Origin of the sequence: Planktotalea sp. (assembly GCF_018607965.1) — a bacterium.
Classification (GTDB): Bacteria; Pseudomonadota; Alphaproteobacteria; order Rhodobacterales; family Rhodobacteraceae; genus Planktotalea.
The window spans coordinates 1-24,659 of sequence record NZ_JABBAM010000095.1 but is presented as its reverse complement, the minus strand read 5'-3'; the positions used below and the strand labels follow the sequence as shown (position 1 = coordinate 24,659).

Genomic DNA, 24,659 nt, shown 5'->3' with positions numbered 1-24,659 from the left:
CGCGTTTCAAGCTTGGTGCGATTAACACAACCCACGCCGTCGCGCGCGCAATGAGCTGTGGGTTAATTGTAGTTTAACACTTTCCTTAAGGCACCGAACGCTCTGTTTACGTCAGCTTTAGAGCATAGTTGCAGTTTCATAGATCAAACCAATGGGGAGTTTGATTATGATACGATATCTATATGGCGACGAATTAGACATCGCACCGCTGCTAAAGCACACAATGTTTCTCGACCGTGCGGACCAATTCAAGACGCGCTTAGGCTGGGATGTAGCGCTTGAAGACAATGGGTATGAGCGCGATCAATACGATCCGCTGAACCCGCTTTATGTGATTTACCAGAAACCCGACGGCACGCATGGCGGATCCATGCGCCTGTTGCCGAGCACGGGACGCACCATGGTGAACGAACATTTCTCAGACATTCTAGGTGGCGGTGAAGTGCGCAGCCTGTCCATTTGGGAATGCACGCGCTTTTGTCTGGCTCGCGAAGCTGAACCTCGGACCGCTGCTGCCTTGATGTTGGCGGGTGGTGAGATCATGGAAAACTTTGGTGTCAAACATTTTGGGGGCGTTTTTGATGCGAGGATGATCCGCATTTACCGCATGATTGGTGCAAGCCCTGAAATTCTTGGTAGTACGGGTGAGGGGCGTGAAAAGATAAGCGTTGGCCTTTGGTCTTTTACCAATGAGGCGCGCCAACGGGTCGCTTTGAAAGCGGGCGTTTCGCTTGCGCTGTCCAATCTTTGGTTTGAACGCGCATTCGGATCTGATTGCCTGATGCTTGCAGAAACCGCATGAGATCTAAAACCAGCGCTGGCACTTCCCAAGGGGCGCAGATACCTTGCGCCCCATGTCCTTACCCGCATTAACCCTTTCAGATGATCAAGCTGCCGCATTTGATGCGGTTACCGAAATGTTGCGCAGTGCGGGGGTCAATTTGGACGATTCCTTGCTGATGTCACCGCGCAACAAAGACTCCAGCGTGATGGCACTGATTGGCAAGGCTGGGTCAGGGAAAACATTGCTTCTGGCCGAGCTTTACAAGGCCCTTGAAACTGCTGGTGTTGGCATCGTCTCGGGTGATTACGAGAGTAAAAAGAACAAAGATAAACGTACCCTTGCGATTTTAGCACCAACCAATAAAGCTGCATTTGTTTTGCGAATGCGCGGTGTGCCAGCGACGACAATCCACCGTATTTTGTACACACCCGTCTATGATCCCGAATATGAAAAAGTCGCAGAATGGCTGGATGGTAATGGCGAACGACCCAAGATCGAAGGGTTGACCGACGAAGCCCTTGATCGTGCGATGGCATTCTACCAGCTTAACAAATCTGTACCGGGCGCATTGGCGACAGCGGGTTTGCGGGGTTCAGATTTTATCACAGGTTGGAAGCGTCGCGAAGATCCTCTGGATATCGGTTTTGTGGATGAATCCTCAATGCTGGATGAAAAGCAGTTCAACGATCTGAAAGAGATCTTCCCAACGCTGGTACTGTTTGGCGACCCTGCGCAGTTAGCGCCTGTGAACCAATCTGGTGGCATGGTGTTTGACAAGCTGACAGGCCTGCGAAAACTGGAACTAAAGCGCATCCACAGGCAGGACGCGGATAACCCAATCCTTGATTTGGCACATGCGCTGGCCGATCCTCAGTTGGATTTCCAAAGCTTCGAGCATATGATTGAAGAGGCATCCAAGAAAGATGAACGCGTGGTCTGGGGCCAGCGCGTCGAGGTCGACTTGATGGCGCGTTCCCCTGTGTTGGTGTGGCGCAACGCGACACGGATCAGATTGATTAATGCGTTCCGTTCGGTCCATGGCGCGCCCGAAGATGCACTTCTAGAAGGCGAACCGTTGATTTGTGACGGTATTGAACTGCCCTTGAAGCACCGCAAAAAGCGTCTTGATCTTGAAGCACGCGGGCTCATCAAAGGCGCGCAGGTGATTTATCTTGGGCACGGACGCAAACCTGGATTTTCGCGACTTCATGTGATGGGCGCGGAAGATCCCCAGGTGTCTGCGGCGTCTATCGTGAAAATCGAAAAGCCGGACGAGGAAGAGCCGTTCATCCCCTTTGCTGCTAAGATGGGCGCAACGTTCCTGCACGGGGCAGCCGTAACCATTCACAAAGCACAGGGCAGTCAATGGGACACTGTGCAAGTGTTTTCGCCTGACCTATTCGTCGCAGCGCGCATGGGCCGTGTCGAGGCGGGACAACCGCTTTGGAAGCGTCTTGCTTACGTCGCGATCACGCGCGCACAGGAACGGCTGATCTGGGTGACGCGCAATCGCTTGTCCCGCCCGGCGGGCGTCCTGCGTGTGGATGACTTGAAAGCAACGCCCGCGGCCCCTTTGACCTTGGAAAGTGAAGAAATATGAAGAGCATCTTAGTCACTGGTGCAAGTTCTGGAATTGGCCGTGCGACAGCAGAGCTGTTCTTGCAAGACGGCTGGCGTGTTGGACTATTGGCGCGCCGTGCGGATGTACTAGAAGACATCGCGTCGCGCTATGATACTGCCGTTGCGTGCCCCGCAGATGTAACCGACCCTGAAGAGGTGAAGGCGGCAATTGACGGGTTTGCGCAAGAGGCGGGACGCTTGGACGTTTTATTCAACAACGCAGGCATGTTCGGCAAACAGGGCGAGATTGATGAGCTGAGCTTTGAAGACTGGCGCAAGGTTGTCGATGTCAATTTGAACGGCATGTTTTTGGCAGCTCAGGCGGCGTACAGCCAGATGAAACGTCAGGACCCAAAGGGTGGGCGGATTATCAATAACGGTTCAATCTCGGCGCATTCACCGCGTGAGAATTCAATCAGTTATACAACAACAAAACATGCAATCACTGGGCTGACCAAGACGCTGTCCTTGGATGGCCGCGCGCATGATATTGCGTGTGGGCAAATTGACATTGGCAATGCGCGCACGGATATGGTGACCGATTTAGAAGTGCGGCGTGCCAAGGAAGGTCTGCCACCTTTGCCTGCGATGGATGTGGAAAATGCGTCGCGTGCGGTGCTGCATATGGCGAATTTGCCCGCAGAAGCAAACGTGCAGTTCATGACGATTATGGCGACGAAAATGCCATTTTTCGGACGTGGTTAGGGGGCCAGCCCCCCTCTCAGCAAGCTGAGAGTCCCCCGAAGTTTGTTTGGAAAGATGAAGCAATTTAATTGCGGCGCAGCCCAGAGAAGATTGCCGCCGCACCCCAACCCGAGATGATGGCGATTGCGAGTGAGAGCAATCCATAGATCAACGGCTGTTGGCGCGAGAGCGTGTAGAGCCAGCGTTCCAGCCCGACTTTGCGTACGTCGATAGTTGTCTCGTATTCTGAGATCACTTTGCCGCTGCGTGTCAGATAAATGTGGGTACCATATTCGCCCTCTGTCAGATTTGCAGGCATTGCGATCGACGTTTTGAAAAGAGTTTCTTCAGAAAGCTCTACACTACCTTCGTTAAGCTGAAAAAGGTTGTTGGCAGTGCGCACGCGAATGAGCGCGTCTGTGAAGCTTTGGGAATCCGCAACGGTCATTGGTGCCCCAACAGAACGGATCGCCTGAGGGATTGTTATTTTGTAGCGCAGGTCTTCCGTTGCAGTCAGTACATCGTCAAGAGGTGCGCTCGTTGCGACAGCGTAAAAGCTGGGCGCTTCGTCAACCTCGACAGCGTCCGTGTTGATCCAGATACCAAAGCGCTTTTCTTTACGTCGCACAGTTATCGGTTCAGACGGACCACGGATCGCAACGATGACCTGCAATAGATCACCCGTTGGGATCGCTTTTTCACGCTTTACCGCACCAAAGATAAAGATCTCGGAGCCGTCAAAATTCGTGGTGATGGACACTTGAGTTTGTGACATGCCCAGCACGACTTCTTCGGCATTTGCAGTGAACGTCAACACAAGGAACAGGGCGAGGGCGCGCAACATCTAGTGGCCCCCTGCCGCGCCGAGCGAATATAGTTCGGATGGCATTACGAGGAGATCGAACGCCAGCTTTCCGCAAACTGCGAGAACCATGATGGCGAGAAGAATGCGAAGTTGTTCCGCTTTCAGCTTGGTGCCGATGCGCGTTCCGACTTGGGCACCAAAGACGCCACCGACAAGCAGAAGAACCGCAAGGACCATATCAACTGTGTAGTTCGTCGTAGCATGTAAGAGAGTCGTAAACGCGGTTACAAAAATGATCTGGAAGAGCGAGGTGCCGACGACCACTTTAGTGGGCATGCCAAGCAGATAGATCATAGCAGGAACCATAATAAAGCCACCACCAACACCCATGATCGCTGCAAGAACACCAACACAGACGCCGACAATCAAAGGAGGGATCACAGAGATATAAAGCCCCGACGTGCGGAAACGCATTTTGAAGGGCAGGGCATGGAACCAGCCACGCTGCTTGCGCTTTGGGGATTTGATCGCCTTCTTAGATTTGCGGATCGCGTTGAGGCTTTCGACAAACATAAGCGCGCCGATGACGCCAAGAAAGAGGACGTAACACAGCTTGACCAGTAGATCGACCTGACCCTGCGCTTTGAGATAGTTGAAGACCAGAACGCCCAAAGCGGCACCAACAAGACCGCCAACCAGCAGCACCGTTCCCATCCTGAAATCGACGGTTTTTCGTTTCACGTGCGCAAGGACGCCAGAGAAGGACGAGGCAACGATTTGGTTCGCTTCGGTTGCAACTGCAACAGCGGGTGGGATGCCTATGAAGAACAAGAGTGGCGTCATCAGAAAGCCGCCACCAACGCCAAACATACCTGATAAAATGCCCACAATCCCGCCAAGCCCCAACAAAAGGAAGGCGTTGACCGATACTTCGGCAATGGGCAGGTATATTTGCATGGGCTTTCCTAGACCAACGGGCCTGTGTTTTGCAAGTTAGCCAATGATGCCAGTGTCATCAGGACTGATATGAGTTGGCGAACTGGACTTATCTAACGCTCTTTCACGTAGGGTTCGCCGCCTGCACGGGGTGGGATGGCTTTGCCAACGAAGCCAGCAAGGATCACGACCGTTAGGATGTAGGGGAGTGCATCCATAACTTGGACTGGGACCGTGAATGCCCAAAGGTCGATGTTCTGATAGCGTAGGGCAATTGCTTGCAAGAAGCCGAACAAGAGACAGGCGCTGAGCGCGTACCAAGGACGCCACTTGGCAAAGATGAGGGCCGCAAGTGCGATGAAGCCTCGCCCAGCGGTCATGTCTTTGACGAAACCAGCTTGCAGTCCTGTCGCAAGATATGCGCCTGCTATACCACAGAGCAGGCCGCATATCGCGACAGCGGCAAATCGCAGGCCGACCACGGACACACCAGCGGTGTCGACTGCGGCTGGATTTTCGCCAACCGCGCGTAGGCGCAACCCGAAGCGTGTGCGAAACAAGAGCCACCATGTTGCGGGGACGCAGGCGAAGGCGACGTAAACAAGGATCGAGTGACCAGAGATGAGTTCAGCATAGATCGGACCAAGGAAGGGAACGGTGCTGAGCGCCTCTGCGAAGGGCAGTTCGATTGGATTGAAGCGACCACCGCCCATAAGGGAAGGTGTGCGCCCGCCTTGCTTGAACCAGCTTTGCGCGATGAGGACGGTCATTCCTGCGGCAAGGAAATTGATTGCCACACCTGAAATCAGCTGGTTGCCGCGGAATGTAATTGAGGCAAGACCATGGATTGCTGACAGGACAAGCGATGCCGCGATGCCGGCGAGAAGGCCAAGCCAGACAGATCCTGTCATTGCCGCGATTGCAGCTGAGAAGAAAGCCGCCGCCAACATTTTACCTTCAAGTCCGATGTCAAAAATGCCTGCGCGTTCAGAAAACAACCCTGCAAGACAAGCGAGCAAAAGCGGAGTGGCAAGGCGAACCGTGCTATCCAGCACTTGGATCATCGTGAGGAAATCCATCATGCGTCTCCCTTGCGAAACATCAGAAACAGCTTTTCAAGCGGCATGCGCACCATGTTATCGAGTGCGCCTGTGAACAAGATCACGAGGGCTTGGATCACAACGATTAATTCGCGGGGGATCGAGGTCCACAGCGCAAGCTCTGCGCCGCCTTGGTAGAGGAAGCCGAACAGGATCGCTGCGAGGAACACGCCTAGCGGATGTGAACGACCCATAAGCGCGACAGCGATTCCGATGAAACCTGCGCCCTCCGTTGCGTTCATAATCAAGCGTTCGCTTTCGCCCATGACGTTGTTGGTCGCCATCATGCCCGCCAGACCACCCGAAATCAGCATCGCGATAACGGTGATCTTAACTGGGCTGATACCCGCATATTTTGCACCAGATTCAGAGTGACCGAAGGCACGAATTTCATAACCAAGCTTTGTGCGCCAGATCAGGAAATAGACCGCGACACAGGCAATGATCGCCACGATCAGCGAAACATTTGCAGGGGCCGCTTTGGAAAACGCGATACCGAAAGGGGCAAGCATGTCGTGTAGCGTAGGTAGATGCGTGGCCTCTGGGAACTTGGCTGTGGCTGGGTCCATCGCGCCAGCGGGGCGCATGACATTCACCAAGAGGTAGTTCAGCAATGCGGCAGCGATGAAGTTAAACATGATCGTTGTGATAACGATGTGACTGCCACGCTTGGCTTGTAGATACGCGGGCAAGAATGCCCAAGCCGCGCCAAATGCTGCTGACGATATCGTCGCGAAAATCAGCGCGAGCGACCAATGTGGCCACGGCATATAGAGGCAAACAATGGCTACGCCCAAACCACCCAGCATCGCTTGACCTTCGCCACCAATGTTAAACATGCGCGCGTGAAAGGCGACCGAAACAGCAAGGCCCGTGAACATGAAGTTTGTCGCGTAATATAGCGTGTAACCCCAGCCATATGTGCTGCCGAGGGAACCTTGAACCATCAATTTGACAGCAGCAATCGGATCTTCACCGATGCCAATGATCACCAGGGCCGACAGGATCGCAGCGAGTAAAAGCGATATAAGGGGAACGAGGACGGCGTCGGCCCATGCTGGCATCTTTTCCATTACGCGGCTTCCTCAACAATTCCGGCCATCATCAGACCAAGTTCTTTTTCGTCGGTTTGCGCAGGATCACGGAAACCCATGATCTTGCCGTCAAACATCACTGCGACACGATCAGAGAGCACGAAGATTTCGTCTAGCTCGACCGAGACAAGTAAGATCGCTTTACCCTGATCCCGCAAGGCGACAATTTGTTTGTGAATGAATTCAATCGCGCCAATATCAACACCGCGCGTGGGTTGGCCGATCAAAAGCAGGTCAGGATTGCGTTCAATCTCGCGGGCCAGAACGATCTTTTGTTGATTACCGCCAGAGAAGTTCTTGGCCGTCAGTTTCGGATTTGGCGGGCGCACATCAAAGCGCTGCATTTTTGCTTCTGTGTCTGCACGGATTGCGGCGTTGTTCATCAGGATGCCAGATTGATAAGCGGGGTCGTGATGATAGCCGAACGCGGTATTTTCCCACGCCATATAGTCCATGATCAGCCCTTCGCGTTGGCGATCTTCTGGCACATGGGCAATGCCACGCGCACGACGGGAACGCCCGTCAGAAAACTTGCCCGTTAGGTCAATGTCTTGGCCATTCACGCGGATGATGCCTGTACCAGACGTGATGCCGCCTAAGACTTCAAGCAGTTCGGATTGACCATTGCCAGCAACGCCAGCGATCCCAAGAATTTCACCAGCTTTCACATCAAGCGAGATGCCTTTAACCCGCTCAACACCCTTGTCGTCGATGACGCTTAGGTTTTCGACCTCAAGAACAGTCGCGCCCACTTTTGCGGGGACCTTGTCGACCTGTAGCAAAACTTTGCGCCCGACCATCAATTCCGCCAGACCCGCAGGGGACGTTTCGGATGTCTTCACCGTCGCCGTCATTTCACCGCGACGCATCACGCTGACGGTATCCGTCGTATCCATTATTTCGCGCAGCTTGTGGGTAATCAGAATGATCGTTTTCCCCTCTTCGCGCAGACGGTTGAGAATGCGGAACAACTGGTCTGCTTCGGTAGGGGTCAAGACACCCGTAGGTTCATCGAGGATCAGAATATCCGCTTGGCGATAGAGTGCTTTTAGGATTTCGACGCGTTGTTGATGGCCCACGCTGAGGTTTTCAACAATTGCATCGGGATCAACGTCCAAGCCGTACTCAGAGGCCAAATCGGTCAACGATTGACGGGCCTTAGCAAGTGAGGGGCGCAACAGCGCGCCGTCTTCCGCACCCAAGATAATATTCTCAAGCACCGTGAAATTTTCTACCAGTTTGAAGTGCTGGAACACCATGCCGATGCCTGCGGCAATCGCGGCTTGGCTGTCGGGGATCAGTGTCTTTTTGCCACCAATGAAAATCTCGCCTTTGTCGGCTTTGTAAAAACCATAGAGGATCGACATCAACGTAGATTTGCCCGCGCCGTTCTCACCGATGATCCCGTGGATCGTTCCAGGCATCACGCGGATCGAAATATCCTTGTTGGCTTGTACGGGGCCGAAGGCTTTGGAAATGCCTTTGAGTTCAATGGCGGGGGCACTTGTCATTATTCGGGTGCCCCGGTTCCAACAAAGCCAACCATGCGTGTGATCTTGTCACCATCTACATCTGTGAAGTACTGCCCGTGTTGCACCATTTCTTTGCCGTCTGGGCCCATGCCGCCAAATGCGACTGTCACGCGATGGCTCGTGCCTGTGGAGCTAAGGTTCACGACCGATGCCGTCCAACCCAGTGCGCCTGCGCTGAAATTATTGACGTAGCCTGCGATTGCTGCAGCTCCTGTGAGGGGTTCGGGTGAACGCGGATCGGCGTAATTGCCTTCGCTTGCGAAAGCAGCTGCAATTGTATCCAAACGTGGGCTGTCATCACGCATGCCCCATGCGTCGAAAAATGTGGAAATGCACTCGCTCATGATCGTCTCTCCCTTAATTTAGGCAAAAAGGCCGCGCCACTTACGGTGCGCGGCCTTTCTATTGTCTGCGTCGCTTAGGTCTGCTTAGAAGTCCAGCGCTGGGCAGCTATCGTTTGCGTAATATGCAACAACTTCAAGCTCACCGCTAATGATTTTTGCTTTCGCGTCATCCACTGCGGCCTGCATTTCAGCCGTCACCAAAGATGCGTTGTTCTCGTCCATTGCGTAGCCAACACCATCTTCTGCAAGGCCAAGCGTCGTGAATCCGCCCGTTTCCAAGTCAGCGCCTGCTGTCATTGAGTCGTAAACCGCAACGTCAACACGCTTCAACATGGATGTCAGAACCTTGCCTGCATGCAGGTGGTTTTGGTTGCTATCAACACCGATGGACAAGATGCCTTCGTCAGCGGCCGTCTGCAAAACACCAACGCCAGTACCACCAGCGGCAGCAAACACAACGTCTGCGCCTTGGCTGATCTGCGCTTTGGTCAGCTCGGAGCCTTTTACGGGGTCATTCCACGCAGATGGCGTTGTGCCAGTCATGTTCGCAATCACGGTCGCATCAGGGTTCACAGCCTTTACGCCTTGCGCAAAGCCGCAACCGAAGTGACGGATCAAAGGAATGTCCATGCCACCGATAAAGCCAACTGTTCCGGACTTGGACGCCATCGCGGCCAACATGCCGACAAGATAGGACCCTTGGTGCTCTTGGAAGCCGATCATTTGAACGTTTGCAGGCACTTCAGGCATCCAGCCGTCAATGTTTACGAACTTCGTGTCAGGATAATCTGGTGCAACAGCTTCAACGGGTGTGGCGAAGGCAAAGCCGGTCGTGATGATCGGGTTTGCGCCTGCTTCAGCGAAACGACGCAATGCCTGCTCGCGTTGGGCTTCGGATTGCAGTTCGATTTCAAAGAACTTGCCGCCTGTTTCATCTGCCCAACGCTGCGCACCATTGAAGGCTGCTTCGTTGAAAGATTTGTCGAATTTGCCGCCAAGATCGAAAATGATCGCGGGGTCAGCAACAAGCGCGCCAGCTGAAAGTGCCAGAGCCGCCGCTCCACCAAGAATTTTTTTCATTACAGACATACATGTCTCCCTATTGGTTTTATGTGTCGGATCGTAGCATGCAGTGTGCATACAGTCCTCACGCGCCAGAGCACGTTCTCATTTAGTGATAAGGGCGCAGCAGCGGGGCGGGGTCAACCGATTCTTAAGAATATGATCCTGAGAGAGCGATAGCTTTTGGTTTACTTACGTCAGAACGCTCGCCGTACAATGCGCTGAGATCAGAGCGTTTTTGACATCAGCAGCGCGTCTTCACGTTGCCCATTAGGACGTGTGTAGTATTTGGAACGCCTGCCATCCTGAACCCAACCACAAGATGCATAAAGTGCGATGGCGGGGACGTTGCTTTGCGCGACTTCAAGAAAGCTGCGCGTGCAGCCAACGAATTTCGCTTGGATTTCGAAGGCGGCTAAGACGCGGTGCCCGTGCCCTTTGCGTTGGTGATCGGGGTCTGTAGCGATTTGCAAAAGTTCCGCTTCATCAAGCGTGGCACGGCCTAATGCAAAGGCGTTTGGTTCGATTGTGAGGAATGTACTTTTATCAGCCAGTTGAGACGCAAAGCTATCAACGCTCCATGGGCTATCGCTGGCACGTGCGTGCAAATGTGCCAAGGCTTCGGGTGTCATGGAGTGATCTGTGGTGGTGCGTCGCGTGCAGGGGCGGCGTCTGCTGATTTGATGTAAAGCGGGGCAGGGCGCGGATAATCTTCGTCCACGCGCGCGGCTGCGATCTTTGCTATGGTCGCCGTTGGATTAAAGTCTTCTGGATCGAAGATCAAAGGCTGCCCAAGGTTTTGCGCTTCTGTCATTTCGATCATACGAGGGTCTTGATCGGCTTCCTGCACATAGATTTTATCTTGTGGCGCTGACACGCAAGGCAATCCCGCAGCTTCTGAGAAATTAGTCACAACTTCAAAACGGTTCACACCAATTGCAGGAATGCCAAGGCCAAGCGCAAGACCGCGTGCCGCGCTTACAGACACGCGTATGCCCGTGAAATTTCCAGGACCGACGCCGACGCCGATTGCGTCAAGATCGGACCAGCTCAGACCGTGTTCTGCCAGCATTTCTTCAAGCAGGACCATCAAGCGTTCCGCCTGACCGCGAAGCATCGGTTCGCGTTGCTCTGCTAAGATCTGACCATCACGCAACAAAGCGGCCGCGCAATGCGCGGCCGATGTGTCGAATGCTAGAATTGTTGGATTAGACGGCAACTGGTCGCACCTCTGTCACCTCTGGGATGTAGTGGCGTAGCAGGTTTTCGATACCCATTTTTAGCGTCAACGTGGATGATGGGCAGCCTGCACATGCGCCCTGCATGTGCAGATAGACGATGCCGCGCTCAAATCCGTGGAATGTGATGTCACCACCATCCTGCGCAACCGCAGGGCGAACGCGACTGTCCAGAAGTTCTTTGATCTGACCTACGATTTCACCATCTTCGCCAGTGTGTTCGGCATGACCTGAGTTTGGCTGGGGTCCATCACCCGCCATAACCGCTACGCCAGATTGGAAATGCTCCATGATCGCGCCGAGCAAAGCTGGCTTGATATGATCCCATTCGGTCGCTTCATTTTTTGTGACGGTGACAAAGTCAGTGCCAAAGAAAACGCCAGTCACGCCATCAACGCTGAAAATGCGGGCAGCGAGCGGAGACACCTCTGCGCCGACAGCACTAGGGAAATCTGCGGTTCCCATTTCCAGTACGGTTTGACCCGGTAGGAATTTTAGCGTGGCAGGATTTGGTGTGGATTCTGTTTGAATGAACATGTGTATCTCTCCGCAAATCTGAACTTGATATGTGAGCCGCATGGCGTGATGTCAAGATTTAGAATAATTCTAAACTAGCGTACGAGTTGGAGCAAGTCCCAACGATTTCCAAATGGATCGCAAAAAACGGCAACACTACCATAAGACTCATGGCGGGGGTCTTCCTCAAACATGACGCCAGCGGCTTTCATTTTTGCATAGTCTTTCGCGAAGTTATCGGTATTCAAAAAGAACCCAACGCGGCCACCTGTTTGGTTGCCAATGGCTTGATCTTGCACTGGGCCATCGGCCTTGGCCAGGAGTATCCGCGTCTGCGCACCTTTTGGCGCTACAAGAACCCAACGCTTGGTTGGGCTTTGCTGGGTGTCCTCGATCAGATCAAAGCCAAGGGTACCCACATAAAAAGCGATTGCGACATCATAGTCAGGTACGACCACAGCAAAGGCGGATATATGCGTAGTCATCGTTTAAGTGATCGCCTCTAGACGTTCTTTGCTCAATTCACCGGGGACGATCGTGATCGGGATGTCGAGCGTACCTGCACTGCGCGTCAGCTTCGTCACAAGCGGGCCGGGGCCTTTTTTGTCAGCACTTGCACCCAGCACCAAAACGCCAACTTCAGAATCTTCTATGCACTGGGCAAGAATTTGTTCGACCGGATCGCCTTCGCGGATAACCAATTCTGGATCGACATTCTGTTTGTCCCGCATCCATTTGGCGAAGACTTCAAAATGGGCATGAATACGTTCCCGCGCTTCTTCGCGCATAATATCGCCGACGCCAATCCAGTGATTGAATTCATCAGGTGGAATGACTGATAGAATTTCGACGCCACCGCCTGTGTGCGCGGCTCGCATGGCTGCAAAGCGCATCGCGTTCAAACACTCACGGCTGTCATCCAAAACGACAAGAAATTTCCGCATACCTTTGCTCCTTCGAAAGCCAAGGCCGACCATGGCGCAAGCTTGCGAGTGGTGCAACGGGTTTATGGCTGAACGTTAAGTTGGTTTTGTGCGTTTAATAGAAGGGCCTCACTCTTGGAAAAGTATAGATGGGCCGTCGCTTGAAAGGCTTTGGACGTGCTTGTCGTGAGTTCTGGAAAGAGCGAAAGCAACTTGTTGCGCACCTCTATGTCCAGCGCTTTAAGGGCGGGCGTGCCCGGAAAAGGCTCTCGCAGGGGCTGTCATCGGCGAAGATGGTTTCGTGTTTACCTAAGAACAAATGAACATGGGTAACCAAACCACCCGTTTCTTGGAAAATCCCCACATCGTCGCAAAGATGCTTTGGTTAGGATTTGTTGCCCTTCGTGAAACAGATGATATCGGAGTAATTGATCTGACCGATGTAGTTGCTGGATGACAATATGATAGAGTCGCCTTCGGCAATTGGGACATTGAAAGCACGTTAATTGGAACCATCTTGGAGGCTGGGTGCAACCGGATTTGGACCGGTGTAAATGAGGATCGGATAAGCGTTGCCTGAAACGCTTGTTGTGTTGTTCGCCACTGTATAGCGATAGACGGAACGCACCACTTGGCCAGCTGCATAGGTTCCATCAAACGCCGCATCGAGGACCTGCTGGTTGCTGTCTTTGGTTTGACCGCCCCCAGTGCTTTCGTCATCAACACACCGTCATTGTCGAGAACTTGCATGCATGAAGAGGGCCCTGTGACAGAAAAAGTGCCTGTCGAAATTTAATCATCCACATGGCCAAGTTCGGGAATTGGGTATGCGGCCGTGGAATAAACAGGCACTGGGGTCTACGAGGGGATGTTCACAAAAGTGAGCAAAATACCTGAGTCACTGGATAAAACGAATGTGGCTATATCGGTGAAATCTGTTTCGACAAATTGTGCAAAAAAGGCGCTGCTCACTCAGTGCAACGCCTTTTGATACTTTAATTCGGCGACACTCGTTAAGAACGGATCATACCGACGATGTCGTAAGTCTTTTCCAAGATCGGATTTGCGATCTTGCGCGCGCGCGCTGAACCATCGCCTAAGATACGATCGATCTCTGCTGGATCATTCATCAGTCGCGCCATTTCGGTGCTGATCGGTGAAAGTTTGTTCACTGCCAAATCCACCAGCATCGGTTTGAATTCCGAGAACTGTTTACCGCCTACATCCGCAAGCGTTGCATCCACTGTTTGATCGTTCAACGCTGCAAAAATGTTCACGAGATTGCGGGCTTCTGGACGGTCTTTAAGACCTTCAGCCTCGGACGGAAGCGCATCTGGATCGGTTTTGGCTTTGCGAATTTTTTTGGCGATCGTGTCCGCGTCATCGGTCATATTGATACGGGACGCATCCGATGGATCGGACTTGGACATCTTTTTGGAGCCATCGCGCAAGGACATCACGCGGGTTGCGGCCCCCTCTATCACGGGTTCGGTCATGGGAAAAAAGTCCACGCCGAAATCATGATTGAACTTGGCGGCCACGTCGCGCGTCAATTCTAAGTGCTGCTTTTGATCCTCGCCCACAGGAACATGGGTGGAGTGGTAGATCAGAATGTCAGCGGCCATCAAAGCAGGATAACCAAACAAACCAAGGGATGCATTTTCAGCGTTCTTGCCTGCTTTGTCCTTGAACTGGGTCATGCGCTTCATCCAACCCATGCGGGCGATGCAGCTAAACAACCAGCCAAGTTCCGCATGCGCAGACACTTGGGATTGGTTGAACAAAATGGATTTTGCCGGATCAAGCCCCGCCGCGATATAACCCGCCGCCAGTTCGCGCGTATTGTGGCGCAAATCAGCAGGGTCTTGCCAGACGGTGATCGCATGAAGATCGACCATGCAATACAGCGTTTCGATGCCGCTTTCTTGCATATCAACAAAGCGCTTGATCGCGCCAAGATAGTTGCCGAGTGTCAGGCCGCCCGAGGGCTGGATGCCTGAAAAGACACGGGGTGTGTGGACCACCTCTGTCATAGGAAATCTCCATCTGGAATTAAGGGTCTGGTTGGCTTAGCCATGGGGGCAGGTATCGTCAAGCAAAGCAGGCCACACATAAATGTCCGAAGATCACGAGAAGTCGCCCGAAATCATAAGCCCCGTAAATCCATTGCCGCCTGTCGTGGTTGCGCTGTTCCTGATTATCATCGGGATCGAGGCGACATTTACGCTGGCCACGCGCGGGATCATTGGGGGGCCTGCCGGCATTGGTTGGCGCTTGGATGCGATGCAAAGCTATGCATTTTCAGGACCGATCTTTGATTGGATGTGGAACAACGGGCAATGGCCGACCGAACATCTGATGCGTTTCGTCAGCTATCTGTTCATTCACGTCAGCTTTACCCACGCATTGTTTGTTTGCGTCATGCTTTTGGCGTTGGGTAAAATGGTGGGCGAGGTCTTTTCAGGTTTTGCAACGCTGAGTGTTTTTGTTGTGTCTGGCGCGGTTGGTGCCTTGGCGTATGCGGTGCTTTTGGATGATCAAGCGCCTTTGGTGGGTGGTTTTCCCGGGGTTTACGGTTTGATCGGTGCGTTTACATATCTGCTTTGGCTACGGCTTGGTGAGCTGGGCGCACAACAAGTGCGGGCGTTTACGTTGATCGGTTTTCTGATGGGAATTCAGCTAGTGTTTGGACTGCTTTTTGGAGTGCAGAACGATTGGCTTGCGGATGTTTTCGGGTTTGCGACGGGCTTTCTGCTGTCATTCGTTGTCAGTCCGGGTGGTTTCCAACGTTTGCGCGAAATGGTGCAGCGCGATTAATCTGCTTAGCGGCCGCGTCGCATTGCACCTTTAAGCTCTGACAACCGCATCGCGCCCAGAAGATGCGCGAGGAGGAAATACGCGCCCATGCCGATTGTGACGAGTGCTGCGAGTGCTGGGTATCGCCAGCCGGGCATTCCGAGGAACGTCGACAGTGCTGCGGTAAGGCTCCATAAAACAAAACCCATTGCGATTGACGCGAGGCAAATACGCCAGATGCGGGATTTCAATTGGGAATCAAAACGCGCGACATCGCCCATGGGGCGTGTCCCCTTTATCAAAAGCAACACCATGACCCAGCTTGCGAGCGTGGTGGCGATTGCGGGTGCGATCCAGCCAATTACGGGGGCAAGGCTGAAGGCGAGGATTGCGTTCACAGCCATTGCGACAAGCGCGTAGCGGAATGGTGATTTCGTATCTTCGCGCGCGTAAAACAGCGGTTGCAGCGTTTTTTGCAGAACAAATGCGGGTAGCCCAAGGCCATAGATCGCAACGGCTGCGGCGATGGCTGCGCTGTCGTCGGATGTGAGTGCTCCGCGTTCAAAGAGAACTGTAACAAGGGGCAGTGGGATAACGATCAGTGCAACGGATGCGGGGATCGTGAGCGCGAGCGAGATTTCAGTGGCCCGTGAGAACGCGGCGCGCGCGCCAGTGTCATCGCCAGATTGAAGACGGCGCGACAAGTCTGGCAGCAACACGATACCGACCGCGATACCAACCACACCGAGCGGTAGTTGATAGAGACGATCAGCAGCGAACAGCCAGCCGACGGCACGGTCGAAATAGCTGGCGACTTGTTGACCGACCAACAGATTGATTTGCATGACACCGCCCGCCATTGCCGCAGGGACAGCAATTTTCACGAGATGTTTCATGTCTGGTGAAAAGCGGGGTCGTTGTAGGCGTAATGTAATCCCAGCACGTTTGGCTGCGATCCAAACAAGGACAAGTTGGGCGAGGCCCGCCACAGGGATCATCCAGATGAGCGCGCGCGCAACGTCTTTGCCGGTGTAGGCTGCGAACAATGTGGCAGTGACCAACAAGATGTTCAGCAACACAGGTGCCGCAGCGGCAGCTGCAAAACGGCCAGTTGCGTTTAATACGCCTGACGCAAGGGCCGCGAGAGAGATGAAGAGGATATAAGGAAAAGCGATACGGCCAAATTCGACAGAAAGATCGAAGGTTTCTGTTCCCGCAAAACCACTGGCAAGCGCATAGATCATCCACGGCATAATAGCTTGGGCAACAACGGTCAGAATGATCAGGACCGTGGCGAGGCCAGAAAAGGCTTCACTGGCAAAGGACCCTGGTTGATCATCAGCCTCCAAGCGTTTTGAGAACATTGGCACGAAGGCCAGATTGAACGCGCCTTCTGCGAAAAAACGGCGAAACATATTGGGCAGACGGAAGGCGACCACGAACGCTTGGTAGGCAGGACCCGTGCCTAGGTAGGACAGGATTAATGCATCACGAATGAAACCAAGAACGCGGCTAAGCAGGGTCCAAACACCAACAGTGAACACGCCCGATAGCATCTTGGCCGTGCTCATGCGGTGTTCGCGCGTTCTGCGCCCTGTGTGATCGCTTCGCGGATTTTCTTCTCAAGCGATTTTTGCTTGGACGCAGTGTGGTATTTCAAACCGAACATATCTTTCACATAAAAGGTATCGACCACCTGTTCGCCGTATGTAGCGATGACAGCAGAGGAAATATAGACGTTCATATTCGCGAGGCCGCGCGTGAGATCATAGAGAAGACCGGGCCGATCGCGGGTGTCGACTTCGATGATGGTGTAGATTTCAGACCCCTCGTTATCGAAGGTGATGTGGGTCGGCACTCTGAAGGCGCGTTCGCGTTTCTTGATTTTGTCGCGGTCTTTGATCGCCTCCGTCGCGACGATCTCCCCCATGAGTGTCTTTTGGATCATCGTTTTCAAACGGGGGATGCGGGATTTCTCATAGGGCCCTTCATCGCCGTCTTGGATCCAGAACGCCGCTGTTGCGTATCCGTCGTTGGACGTAAATGTCCTTGCATCGACGACGTTGGCACCGACAAGGGCCAAAGCCCCTGCAAGACGCGAAAAGATACCGGGGTGATCAGCAAGCGCGAAACAAACGCGCGTCGCGTCGCGATCTTCATCGGGGTGGATATCAATCGCAATTTTATCATCTTTGATATCGCGCAGAAGGCGCGCAAAAATCACGTGCGCCGTGACGTGGAAACCTTGCCAATATGGTGGGTAATGGCGTGACGTTTCCTCTTTGATTTCTTTTTTGCTCCACTTTGGCAAAGCAGCGCGCAAAGCACGTTTAGCATCTGCACCGCGTTGTTCACGGTTCAAATCTTCGAGACCATTTTCCAGTGCGTTTCGCGTTTGACGGTAGAGTGCGCGGATTAGAACGGCCTTCCAATTGTTCCATGTATTTGGCCCAACGCCACGAATATCGCAGACCGTAAGGACCGTCAGTAGATCAAGCCGTTTGACAGTTTGCACAGCTTTCGCAAAATCGCGCACAGTGCGCGGATCGGCAATATCGCGCTTTTGCGCCATGTCAGACATGAGTAAATGATAGCGCACCAGCCATTCGACAGTTTCCGTGTCGGCTTTGTTCAACCCCAAACGCGGGGCCACTTTACGGGCGATTTTCGCCCCCAAGATCGAATGGTCCTCTGGGCGACCTTTGCCAATATCATGCAGCAACATCGCAACATAAAGAACCTTGCGATCAATGTCCTTGGTTAGGATTTCAGTAGCGATTGGTAAGTCTTCTTCTAGCTCACCCCGTTCAATTTCAGAGAGGTTACGGATGCATTGGATCGTGTGCTCGTCCACCGTGTAGTGGTGGTACATGTTGAACTGCATCATCGCGACGATGTGGGCAAATTCAGGAATGAACGCGGCTAGGACACCAAGTTCGTTCATGCGGCGCAACGCGCGCTCGGGATTACCGTGTTTCAACATCAAATCCAGAAAAATGCGCCGTGCCGTTGGGTCGTTGTGCATGTCTTCGTCGATCAAATGCAAGTTGGCTTTGACCAAAAGCATGGCATCGGGATGAATTAACATGCCCGTGCGCAAAGCTTCCTCGAATAGTTTTAGGATATTGAGCTTGTTACAAATGAATTCATCTGGATCTGACACAGCAAGACGCCCATGCACCACGACATAGCCTGGCTTCATCTTAGGGCGGCGACGGAAAATACGTTCCAGCAAAGGCTCGCCTTTGGCGTGGATCGCTTCGAGTTTGGTCAGGAAGATGCGGGTCAGATCGCCAACTTCGGTCGCATGGCGAAAGTAATCTTGCATAAAGATTTCGACGGCACGACGTCCTTGTACATCGATGTAGCCCATTTGCGTCGCGACCTCGACTTGTAGATCAAAGGTCAATTGCTCCATCGGGCGTTTGGAAATCAAGTGGAGATGGCCGCGCACTGCCCAGAGAAAACTTTCAGCGCCTCTGAATGTGTGCAAATCATCATCAGTGAAAACACCCATATCAACAAGCTCGGCCACCTTTTGAACGCCTTGTACATATTTGGCGATCCAATACATAGATTGCAGATCGCGCAGCCCGCCTTTGCCCTCTTTCACATTTGGCTCAACGACGTAGCGCTGGCCACCTTGCTTGTTGTGGCGAATTTCGCGTTCTTCTAGCTTGGCCTCGACAAATTCCCGCTCTGATCCTGCAAACAAGCCATCCCAAAGCTGTCGTTCCAGTTTTTGCGCAAGCGGCTTGTCCCCCGTCAGATACCGATGTTCGAGCATCGCGGTACGGATGGTGAAATCTTCGCCACCCAAGCGAATGCAATCTGGGATCGTGCGGCTGGCATGGCCGACTTTCAGACGCAAATCCCAAAGTATGTAGAGCATCGATTCAATGACGCTTTCGGCCCAAGGAGTTATTTTGTAGGGCGTGATAAACAATAAATCCACGTCAGATTCAGGGGCCATCTCGCCGCGCCCATATCCGCCAACCGCAATCAATGCGATGCGTTCTTGTTCTGTTGGGTTGGGCAAGGGATGCAGGATCTGCGTTGCGATTTGGTAGCTCGTCTCAACCAGACAATCGGTAAGATAGGTATAGGACCGTGTCATCGGGCGCGCTGAAAAAGGGGCGGCGCGCAGGGCATCTGCAATTAAGGCCATGCCAGTTTTGCGCGCCTCTAAGAGATGCGTGACAGCGATTTTGCGAACGTCCATCGGGCTGGATGCGCTTAGGATTTCAGCTTCAATCTTGCTAAGAATGGCGTCCGCGTCAAAAATATGCTGCGCCGGACAGCTCAAATTCTCCGGCGCAGCGATTGTTAGGTGCATTTTAGGCTTAGAAGCCTGCGCCTGAGAATTTGGTTGAGGCAGGGTCAATGATTACCACCTGTTTGTTGCGTACCATCGCCACGGAAAGCGCGCGTTCGTTCGTGCCATTAGGACGCAATCGGAATGCACCTGCAACCCCTTGGAAGCCAGCACCTTGTGTAAGTGCGCCAGATGTAAGCGCTTTTTTGTTACCTGCCTCTACAAGCGCCCCAATTGCAGCAATGCCATCATAGGCCAGTCCCGCAAGTTGATGAGGCGACGTGCCATAGGCTTGGGTGTAGCGGGCTTCGAAGTTTTTAATCATGCCTTGATCGGGCATCGTGAACCAGCCATTTTGAAGTCCGGGCAATTCAAGCGTTTGCGCGGGAACATCCCAGCGGCTTAGACCTGCGTACTGGATCTTGGATGGGTCCACACCTGCTTCTGGAAGCATCTGCGCCAAAAGAGGCAAAGCGCCCACAGAGTTGGACGTAAGGATCAGAGTGTCTGCGCCTGTGCTGTCCATTGCTGCTTTTATTTGTGGAACTGCTGCGACAACGCCTGGCAGGCTGAAGTCGAAACCGTTGATTGAAACAATTTGAACGCCATTGCGCGCCGCGGCCTGCTGAACCGAATTGCGACTAAGCTGACCCTCGATGTTGTTGGGATGTACGATCACGGCTTTGGTTTTGCCTTGACGCTGTGCGAACGCCATCAAACGGTTCGCTGAGTTGTCAAAGGTTGGCCCAAGCACAAAGACGTTGCCGCCTGCGATGGATGTATTGTTGGAAAAGCTAAGCACATTTACGTTCTGGCCTGAAACAGCAACGCCAGCCGCGTTAGCGGCATCCGCAAAAAGCGGCCCAAGAATGATCTGCGCGCCGTCTGCGACGGCTTTTTGTGCCAAGGCTGCGGCTTGTTCTGTTGATCCGCCTGTGTCGTAAACGCGCAAATCGATCTTTACGTTGGTCAGGTCAGCTATTGCCAAGCGCGCCGCGTTCTCTAGAGACGTCGCAACTGTGCCCGCACCGTTGCTTGATTTGGGAACCAGTAACGCAACTGGAACAGGAACGGAGGTATCAATCGTTGGACCTGAACCACCACCAAGAAAAGGCTCCCCATTTCCAACCGTAAACGGCTGGCACGCCGAGAGCGCGAGCGTCGCTGAAACAAAAACACCGCGCGTCAGCGCCTTGCGGGCCGAAGCCAAAAAAGCGAACATAGAAGTATAACCCCCCAAGGTGGTCGAGCGCGCATATGCGCCGACAAATCAGGGGACATAATAAACGTCATGAAAGGCGGGTCTAGTGGTGAATGCAAAGACAGTGAAATTGGAAGCGGGTTTGTACTTTGTTGCAACCCCTATCGGCACTGCGCGCGACATCACTTTGCGTGCGCTTGATATCCTTGCTTCGGCTGACGTTTTAGCTGCTGAGGACACACGTTCAATGCGCCGCTTGATGGACATCCATGGCATACCTCTGGGCGACCGTCCTTTGCTGTCCTATCATGACCACAATGGCGCGCGCGCACGGCCCAAACTCATGCAATTCCTAGCAGAAGGGCGCTCTGTCGCCTACGCAAGCGAAGCGGGCACACCACTTATTGCGGACCCTGGATTTGATCTGTCCAAAGAAGCGTCAAGCGAAGGGTATCTTGTTACCTCTGCACCGGGCCCAACTGCAATTGTGACGGCGCTAACTTTAGCGGGTTTACCAACGGATAAATTTCTTTTTGTAGGTTTCTTACCCAACACAAAAGCTGCGCGGATTTCCGCGATTGAAGCCGTTCGAGAGGTTCCTGCGACCTTGGTTTTCTACGAATCGCCTAAAAGAATCGCTGCAATGTTGGCAAATAGCCTGACTGTTTTGGGGGATCGTCCCGCTGCTGTATGCCGTGAATTGACCAAAAAATTCGAAGAAATCCGGCGTGGGACTTTGTCGGAATTGATCGATTCCGTGAAAGAGCGTCCACCGAAAGGTGAAATTGTCGTTGTTATTGATCGGGCTGGGAAAGCAACTGTTAACGAATCTGATCTAGAAGAAGATTTGAGAGAGGCGCTTGGACGAATGTCGGTCAAAGATGCGTCTGAAATGGTTGCGGGTGTGCATGGGATTCCTAGGCGCAAAGTGTACCAACTGGCTTTGGCAATGGATCGGACGGATGGATAAATCACTTACCGGCACGGTTGCAAACCTTGCAGGGCAAAATGCGGAACTTCAAGTTGCTGCTGATTATGAACGCCGCGGTCACACGCTGGCGGCGCGACGCTGGCGCGGCAAAGCTGGTGAGGTTGATTTGATTTTCAATTCTGGGTCCGAAGTGGTGTTTGTTGAAGTTAAGAAAGCGAGCAGTTTTTCTGCCGCTGCACGCCGAATTTCAGCGCGTCAACAGCAACGCATTTGCCTTGCTGCGCAAGAATACCTTGGAACGCTGCCAAATGGGTCTCTGATACCTATGCGCGTTGATGCGGCCTTTGTGGACCGTCATGGCCAAATAGCAGTTTTAGAAAATGCGATAGGCAGTTTCTAGCGCGCTCCCCATTGCACCATGCCAAGCACTGCGCCATGTAAGAAGAGCAATATAGATAAGGCTCTGGCATGAAAATCGCATTTCAAATGGACCCAATCCAAGACGTCAACATCGATGCGGACAGTTCGTTCCGTTTGGCGGAAGAGGCGCAATCGCGTGGGCACGACTTATTTTATTATGCGCCTGATATGCTTGCCTATGAAGAGGGCCGTGTAACCGCAAAGGGACATGATTTCACGGTTCAGAGGATCCAAGGGGATCACGTGCATCTGGGACAAGAGCGTCATGTCGATCTGTCTGAAATGGATGTGATCTGGCTGCGCCAGGATCCCCCGTTTGATATGAATTACATCACATCAACGCATATTTTGGACCGCTTGCATCCTAAGACACTGGTTGTGAATGATCCGTTCTGGGTTCGTAATTATCCTGAAAAACTACTGGTTCTCGATTTCCCAGACTTAACACCGCCGACAACAATCGCGCGCGATCTTGAAACTATCAAAGCGTTCAAGGCCAAGCATAATGACGTCATTCTGAAACCTCTTTACGGAAACGGTGGTGCGGGTGTCTTTCGCTTGGATGCAAATGATCGCAATCTGACGTCCCTGCACGAATTGTTTACAGGCTTCAGTCGTGAACCTTTGATTGTGCAAAAATTCCTTCCCGATGTTTCTAACGGCGACAAGCGCGTGATCCTGGTGGATGGAGAACCCGCTGGTGCGATTAACCGTGTTCCCGCAGCAGGTGAAACGCGTTCAAACATGCATGTTGGTGGACGTCCAGAAAAGATCGGCCTGACAGAGCGTGATCTAGAAATTTGCGCGCGTATTGGACCACTTTTGCGCGAAAAGGGTCAGGTCTTTGTAGGGATCGACGTGATCGGCGATTATCTGACCGAGATAAACGTGACCTCCCCAACTGGCATCCAAGAGCTTGAGCGCTTTGACGGGGTGAATATTGCCGAAAAAATCTGGCAGGCAATTGAAGCGAAACGCGCCTAATCAGGTAGTTTCAAAACTTGATAATCTAAAGCTAAGCGCCTCTGCAACATGCGCAGGGGCGACATCGTGCGCACCTTCAAGATCAGCAATCGTGCGCGCGACGCGCAAAATGCGATGGTACCCGCGCGCGCTAAGCCCGAAACGTTCGGCACCCTTGGTTAAATAGGCTTTGCCGTCTTCACAAAGTTGCGTGATATTTTTAAGCGCTTCACCCTCTGCATCTGCATTGGTGCACATCCAATCGTGATTTTCGAACCGTACCTGTTGAATATCGCGTGCTTTGGCGACCCTCTGTGCGATCACAGCACTGGTTTCACCTGAGTTGGGAAGATCAAGATCGGTGAAATGCACAGGCGGCACTTCGGCCCGAAGATCAAAGCGATCCATCAAAGGGCCTGAAATGCGCCCCATATAATCCTGCGCGCAAAGCGGCATTTTTGAACAGGCGCGCGCTGGGTCAAACGCATATCCGCAGCGACAGGGATTGGCCGCTGCAACCAACATGAAACGGCAGGGATATTTGATATGCGCATTGGCGCGTGCGATCATGACCTCTCCCGTTTCAATGGGTTGGCGCAATGTTTCCAGAACTTGGCGTGGAAATTCGGGAAATTCGTCCATGAATAAGACGCCGTTTTGGGCCAAAGACACTTCGCCGGGTTTTGCCGTTCTTCCGCCCCCAATTATTGCTGGCATTGATGCTGTGTGATGGGGCTCGCGAAAAGGTCGCGTTCGTGAAATGCCGCCTTCGTCCAGTAAGCCCGAGAGCGAATGTATCATTGAGGTTTCCAGCGCCTCAATCGGACTAAGCGGGGGCAAAAGGCCGGGTAAACGTGAGGCGAGCATGGACTTTGCTGAACAAGGTGTGCCGACCAGCAAAATATGATGACGCCCTACCGCCGCGATTTCCAAGGCACGTTTGGCGCGCTCTTGCCCCTTCACATCGCGCAGATCTTTCATTTGCGCACCGTCAGAAACGGTACAAGGTTTGGCGGGTGCCAATGGGCTTTGCCCTGTGAAATGACCCACGACTTCCGCCAAACTTTTGGCTGCTAGAACTTCAGCCGCACCAACCCACGCTGCTTCTGCGCCTGAAGCCGCGGGACACAAAAGTGTGCGTTCTTCGTGCGCGGCTGTCATGGCCGCTGGTAGCGCGCCTACGACAGGAACCAACGCGCCGCTTAGGGATAACTCACCCAAAGAAATTGTGCGTTCGATCTCATCAGCGGGTACTATATTTAGGGCTGCCATTAGTGACAAAGCGGTTGGAAGGTCGAAGTGGGACCCTTCTTTGGGCAGGTCTGCAGGCGAGAGGTTTATCGTGATCCGTTTTGACGGCAAAGCGATGGACATGGACGAAAGCGCCGCGCGCAC

At 53.1% G+C, this 24,659-nt stretch carries 25 protein-coding genes and 1 pseudogene; 9 read left to right on the top strand and 17 right to left on the bottom strand.

Annotated features, from left to right (window positions below):
* The 4 genes and pseudogenes from QZ279_RS08960 to QZ279_RS08945 form a co-directional block, all read left to right on the top strand.
* Positions 1-77, top strand: a pseudogene (locus QZ279_RS08960) (LuxR family transcriptional regulator); the annotation flags it as partial.
* 89 nt (positions 78-166) lie between these two features.
* A complete protein-coding gene (locus QZ279_RS08955) occupies positions 167-802 on the top strand; it encodes an acyl-homoserine-lactone synthase (RefSeq protein ID WP_293450024.1) in 636 nt (211 codons plus the stop codon).
* A gap of 52 nt (positions 803-854) precedes the next feature.
* Positions 855-2,384 (top strand): AAA family ATPase, encoded by a 1,530-nt coding sequence (locus tag QZ279_RS08950; RefSeq protein ID WP_293450023.1) that lies wholly within the window; start codon positions 855-857, stop codon positions 2,382-2,384.
* The gene (locus QZ279_RS08945; protein ID WP_293450022.1) at positions 2,381-3,109 is read left to right on the top strand and encodes an SDR family oxidoreductase; all 729 of its coding nucleotides are present in this window, start codon (positions 2,381-2,383) and stop codon (positions 3,107-3,109) included. The genes QZ279_RS08950 and QZ279_RS08945 overlap by 4 nt, the downstream gene beginning before the upstream one ends.
* Positions 3,110-3,173: 64 nt before the next feature.
* Here the strand turns inward: QZ279_RS08945 and QZ279_RS08940 are convergent, their stop codons facing one another.
* From QZ279_RS08940 to QZ279_RS08885, 12 genes are all read right to left on the bottom strand, one after another.
* The gene (locus QZ279_RS08940; RefSeq protein ID WP_293450021.1) at positions 3,174-3,932 is read right to left on the bottom strand and encodes a TIGR02186 family protein; all 759 of its coding nucleotides are present in this window, start codon (positions 3,930-3,932) and stop codon (positions 3,174-3,176) included.
* A complete protein-coding gene (locus QZ279_RS08935; protein ID WP_293450020.1) occupies positions 3,933-4,850 on the bottom strand; it encodes a sulfite exporter TauE/SafE family protein in 918 nt (305 codons plus the stop codon).
* Positions 4,851-4,942: 92 nt separating this feature from the next.
* Positions 4,943-5,908 carry an ABC transporter permease gene (locus tag QZ279_RS08930; protein ID WP_293450126.1) on the bottom strand — a complete coding sequence of 322 codons (966 nt, stop codon included), beginning with the start codon at positions 5,906-5,908 and terminating at the stop codon, positions 4,943-4,945.
* On the bottom strand, positions 5,908-7,002 hold the full coding sequence (locus QZ279_RS08925; protein WP_293450019.1) for an ABC transporter permease: 1,095 nt from the start codon (positions 7,000-7,002) through the stop codon (positions 5,908-5,910). Before QZ279_RS08925 ends, QZ279_RS08930 begins: the two co-directional genes overlap by 1 nt.
* A complete protein-coding gene (locus QZ279_RS08920; protein WP_293450018.1) occupies positions 7,002-8,534 on the bottom strand; it encodes an ABC transporter ATP-binding protein in 1,533 nt (510 codons plus the stop codon). The genes QZ279_RS08925 and QZ279_RS08920 overlap by 1 nt, the downstream gene beginning before the upstream one ends.
* On the bottom strand, positions 8,534-8,899 hold the full coding sequence (locus QZ279_RS08915; RefSeq protein WP_293450017.1) for a nuclear transport factor 2 family protein: 366 nt from the start codon (positions 8,897-8,899) through the stop codon (positions 8,534-8,536). Before QZ279_RS08915 ends, QZ279_RS08920 begins: the two co-directional genes overlap by 1 nt.
* An 84-nt stretch (positions 8,900-8,983) precedes the next feature.
* On the bottom strand, positions 8,984-9,988 hold the full coding sequence (locus QZ279_RS08910; protein WP_293450016.1) for a BMP family ABC transporter substrate-binding protein: 1,005 nt from the start codon (positions 9,986-9,988) through the stop codon (positions 8,984-8,986).
* A 200-nt stretch (positions 9,989-10,188) separates the two neighbouring features.
* The gene (locus QZ279_RS08905) at positions 10,189-10,593 is read right to left on the bottom strand and encodes a GNAT family N-acetyltransferase (protein ID WP_293450015.1); all 405 of its coding nucleotides are present in this window, start codon (positions 10,591-10,593) and stop codon (positions 10,189-10,191) included.
* Positions 10,590-11,180, bottom strand: a complete 591-nt coding sequence (tsaB, locus tag QZ279_RS08900) for a tRNA (adenosine(37)-N6)-threonylcarbamoyltransferase complex dimerization subunit type 1 TsaB (protein WP_293450014.1) — start codon at positions 11,178-11,180, stop codon at positions 10,590-10,592. The genes QZ279_RS08905 and tsaB overlap by 4 nt, the downstream gene beginning before the upstream one ends.
* The gene (locus QZ279_RS08895; RefSeq protein WP_293450013.1) at positions 11,170-11,736 is read right to left on the bottom strand and encodes a NifU family protein; all 567 of its coding nucleotides are present in this window, start codon (positions 11,734-11,736) and stop codon (positions 11,170-11,172) included. The genes tsaB and QZ279_RS08895 overlap by 11 nt, the downstream gene beginning before the upstream one ends.
* 74 nt (positions 11,737-11,810) lie before the next feature.
* Positions 11,811-12,200: a VOC family protein gene (locus QZ279_RS08890; protein WP_293450012.1), complete on the bottom strand. Its 390-nt coding sequence runs from the start codon at positions 12,198-12,200 to the stop codon at positions 11,811-11,813.
* A 3-nt stretch (positions 12,201-12,203) separates the two neighbouring features.
* Positions 12,204-12,659, bottom strand: a complete 456-nt coding sequence (locus QZ279_RS08885) for a universal stress protein (RefSeq protein WP_293450011.1) — start codon at positions 12,657-12,659, stop codon at positions 12,204-12,206.
* Between the two features lie 304 nt (positions 12,660-12,963).
* On the opposite strand from QZ279_RS08885, the gene QZ279_RS08880 reads away from it, so the two are divergent.
* The gene (locus QZ279_RS08880) at positions 12,964-13,095 is read left to right on the top strand and encodes a hypothetical protein (RefSeq protein WP_293450010.1); all 132 of its coding nucleotides are present in this window, start codon (positions 12,964-12,966) and stop codon (positions 13,093-13,095) included.
* Between the two features lie 556 nt (positions 13,096-13,651).
* Here the strand turns inward: QZ279_RS08880 and trpS are convergent.
* A complete protein-coding gene (gene trpS / locus QZ279_RS08875) occupies positions 13,652-14,671 on the bottom strand; it encodes a tryptophan--tRNA ligase (protein WP_293450009.1) in 1,020 nt (339 codons plus the stop codon).
* Positions 14,672-14,753: 82 nt separating this feature from the next.
* Between trpS and QZ279_RS08870 the strand changes: the two genes are divergently transcribed.
* A complete protein-coding gene (locus QZ279_RS08870) occupies positions 14,754-15,455 on the top strand; it encodes a rhomboid family intramembrane serine protease (RefSeq protein ID WP_293450008.1) in 702 nt (233 codons plus the stop codon).
* 5 nt (positions 15,456-15,460) lie between these two features.
* Here the strand turns inward: QZ279_RS08870 and murJ are convergent, their stop codons facing one another.
* Genes murJ through QZ279_RS08855 form a run of 3 tightly spaced genes read right to left on the bottom strand, consistent with a single transcriptional unit; the run spans position 15,461 to position 20,971 of the window.
* Complete coding sequence (gene murJ / locus QZ279_RS08865; RefSeq protein WP_293450007.1) at positions 15,461-17,005, bottom strand: murein biosynthesis integral membrane protein MurJ; 1,545 nt, start codon at positions 17,003-17,005, stop codon at positions 15,461-15,463.
* The gene (locus tag QZ279_RS08860) at positions 17,002-19,770 is read right to left on the bottom strand and encodes a [protein-PII] uridylyltransferase (RefSeq protein ID WP_293450006.1); all 2,769 of its coding nucleotides are present in this window, start codon (positions 19,768-19,770) and stop codon (positions 17,002-17,004) included. The genes murJ and QZ279_RS08860 overlap by 4 nt, the downstream gene beginning before the upstream one ends.
* A gap of 7 nt (positions 19,771-19,777) precedes the next feature.
* The gene (locus tag QZ279_RS08855) at positions 19,778-20,971 is read right to left on the bottom strand and encodes a penicillin-binding protein activator (RefSeq protein ID WP_293450005.1); all 1,194 of its coding nucleotides are present in this window, start codon (positions 20,969-20,971) and stop codon (positions 19,778-19,780) included.
* Positions 20,972-21,059: 88 nt separating this feature from the next.
* On the opposite strand from QZ279_RS08855, the gene rsmI reads away from it, so the two are divergent.
* The 3 genes from rsmI to gshB all read left to right on the top strand — a co-directional run bounded on the left by rsmI (position 21,060) and on the right by gshB (position 23,285).
* Positions 21,060-21,920, top strand: a complete 861-nt coding sequence (rsmI, locus tag QZ279_RS08850; RefSeq protein WP_293450004.1) for a 16S rRNA (cytidine(1402)-2'-O)-methyltransferase — start codon at positions 21,060-21,062, stop codon at positions 21,918-21,920.
* Complete coding sequence (locus QZ279_RS08845) at positions 21,913-22,281, top strand: YraN family protein (protein WP_293450003.1); 369 nt, start codon at positions 21,913-21,915, stop codon at positions 22,279-22,281. The genes rsmI and QZ279_RS08845 overlap by 8 nt, the downstream gene beginning before the upstream one ends.
* Positions 22,282-22,349: 68 nt before the next feature.
* A complete protein-coding gene (gene gshB, locus QZ279_RS08840) occupies positions 22,350-23,285 on the top strand; it encodes a glutathione synthase (protein ID WP_293450002.1) in 936 nt (311 codons plus the stop codon).
* On the opposite strand, the gene QZ279_RS08835 is transcribed toward gshB, so the two are convergent.
* Positions 23,286-24,659: YifB family Mg chelatase-like AAA ATPase (locus tag QZ279_RS08835; RefSeq protein WP_293450001.1), on the bottom strand; the 1,374-nt coding region annotated here is incomplete at its 5' end.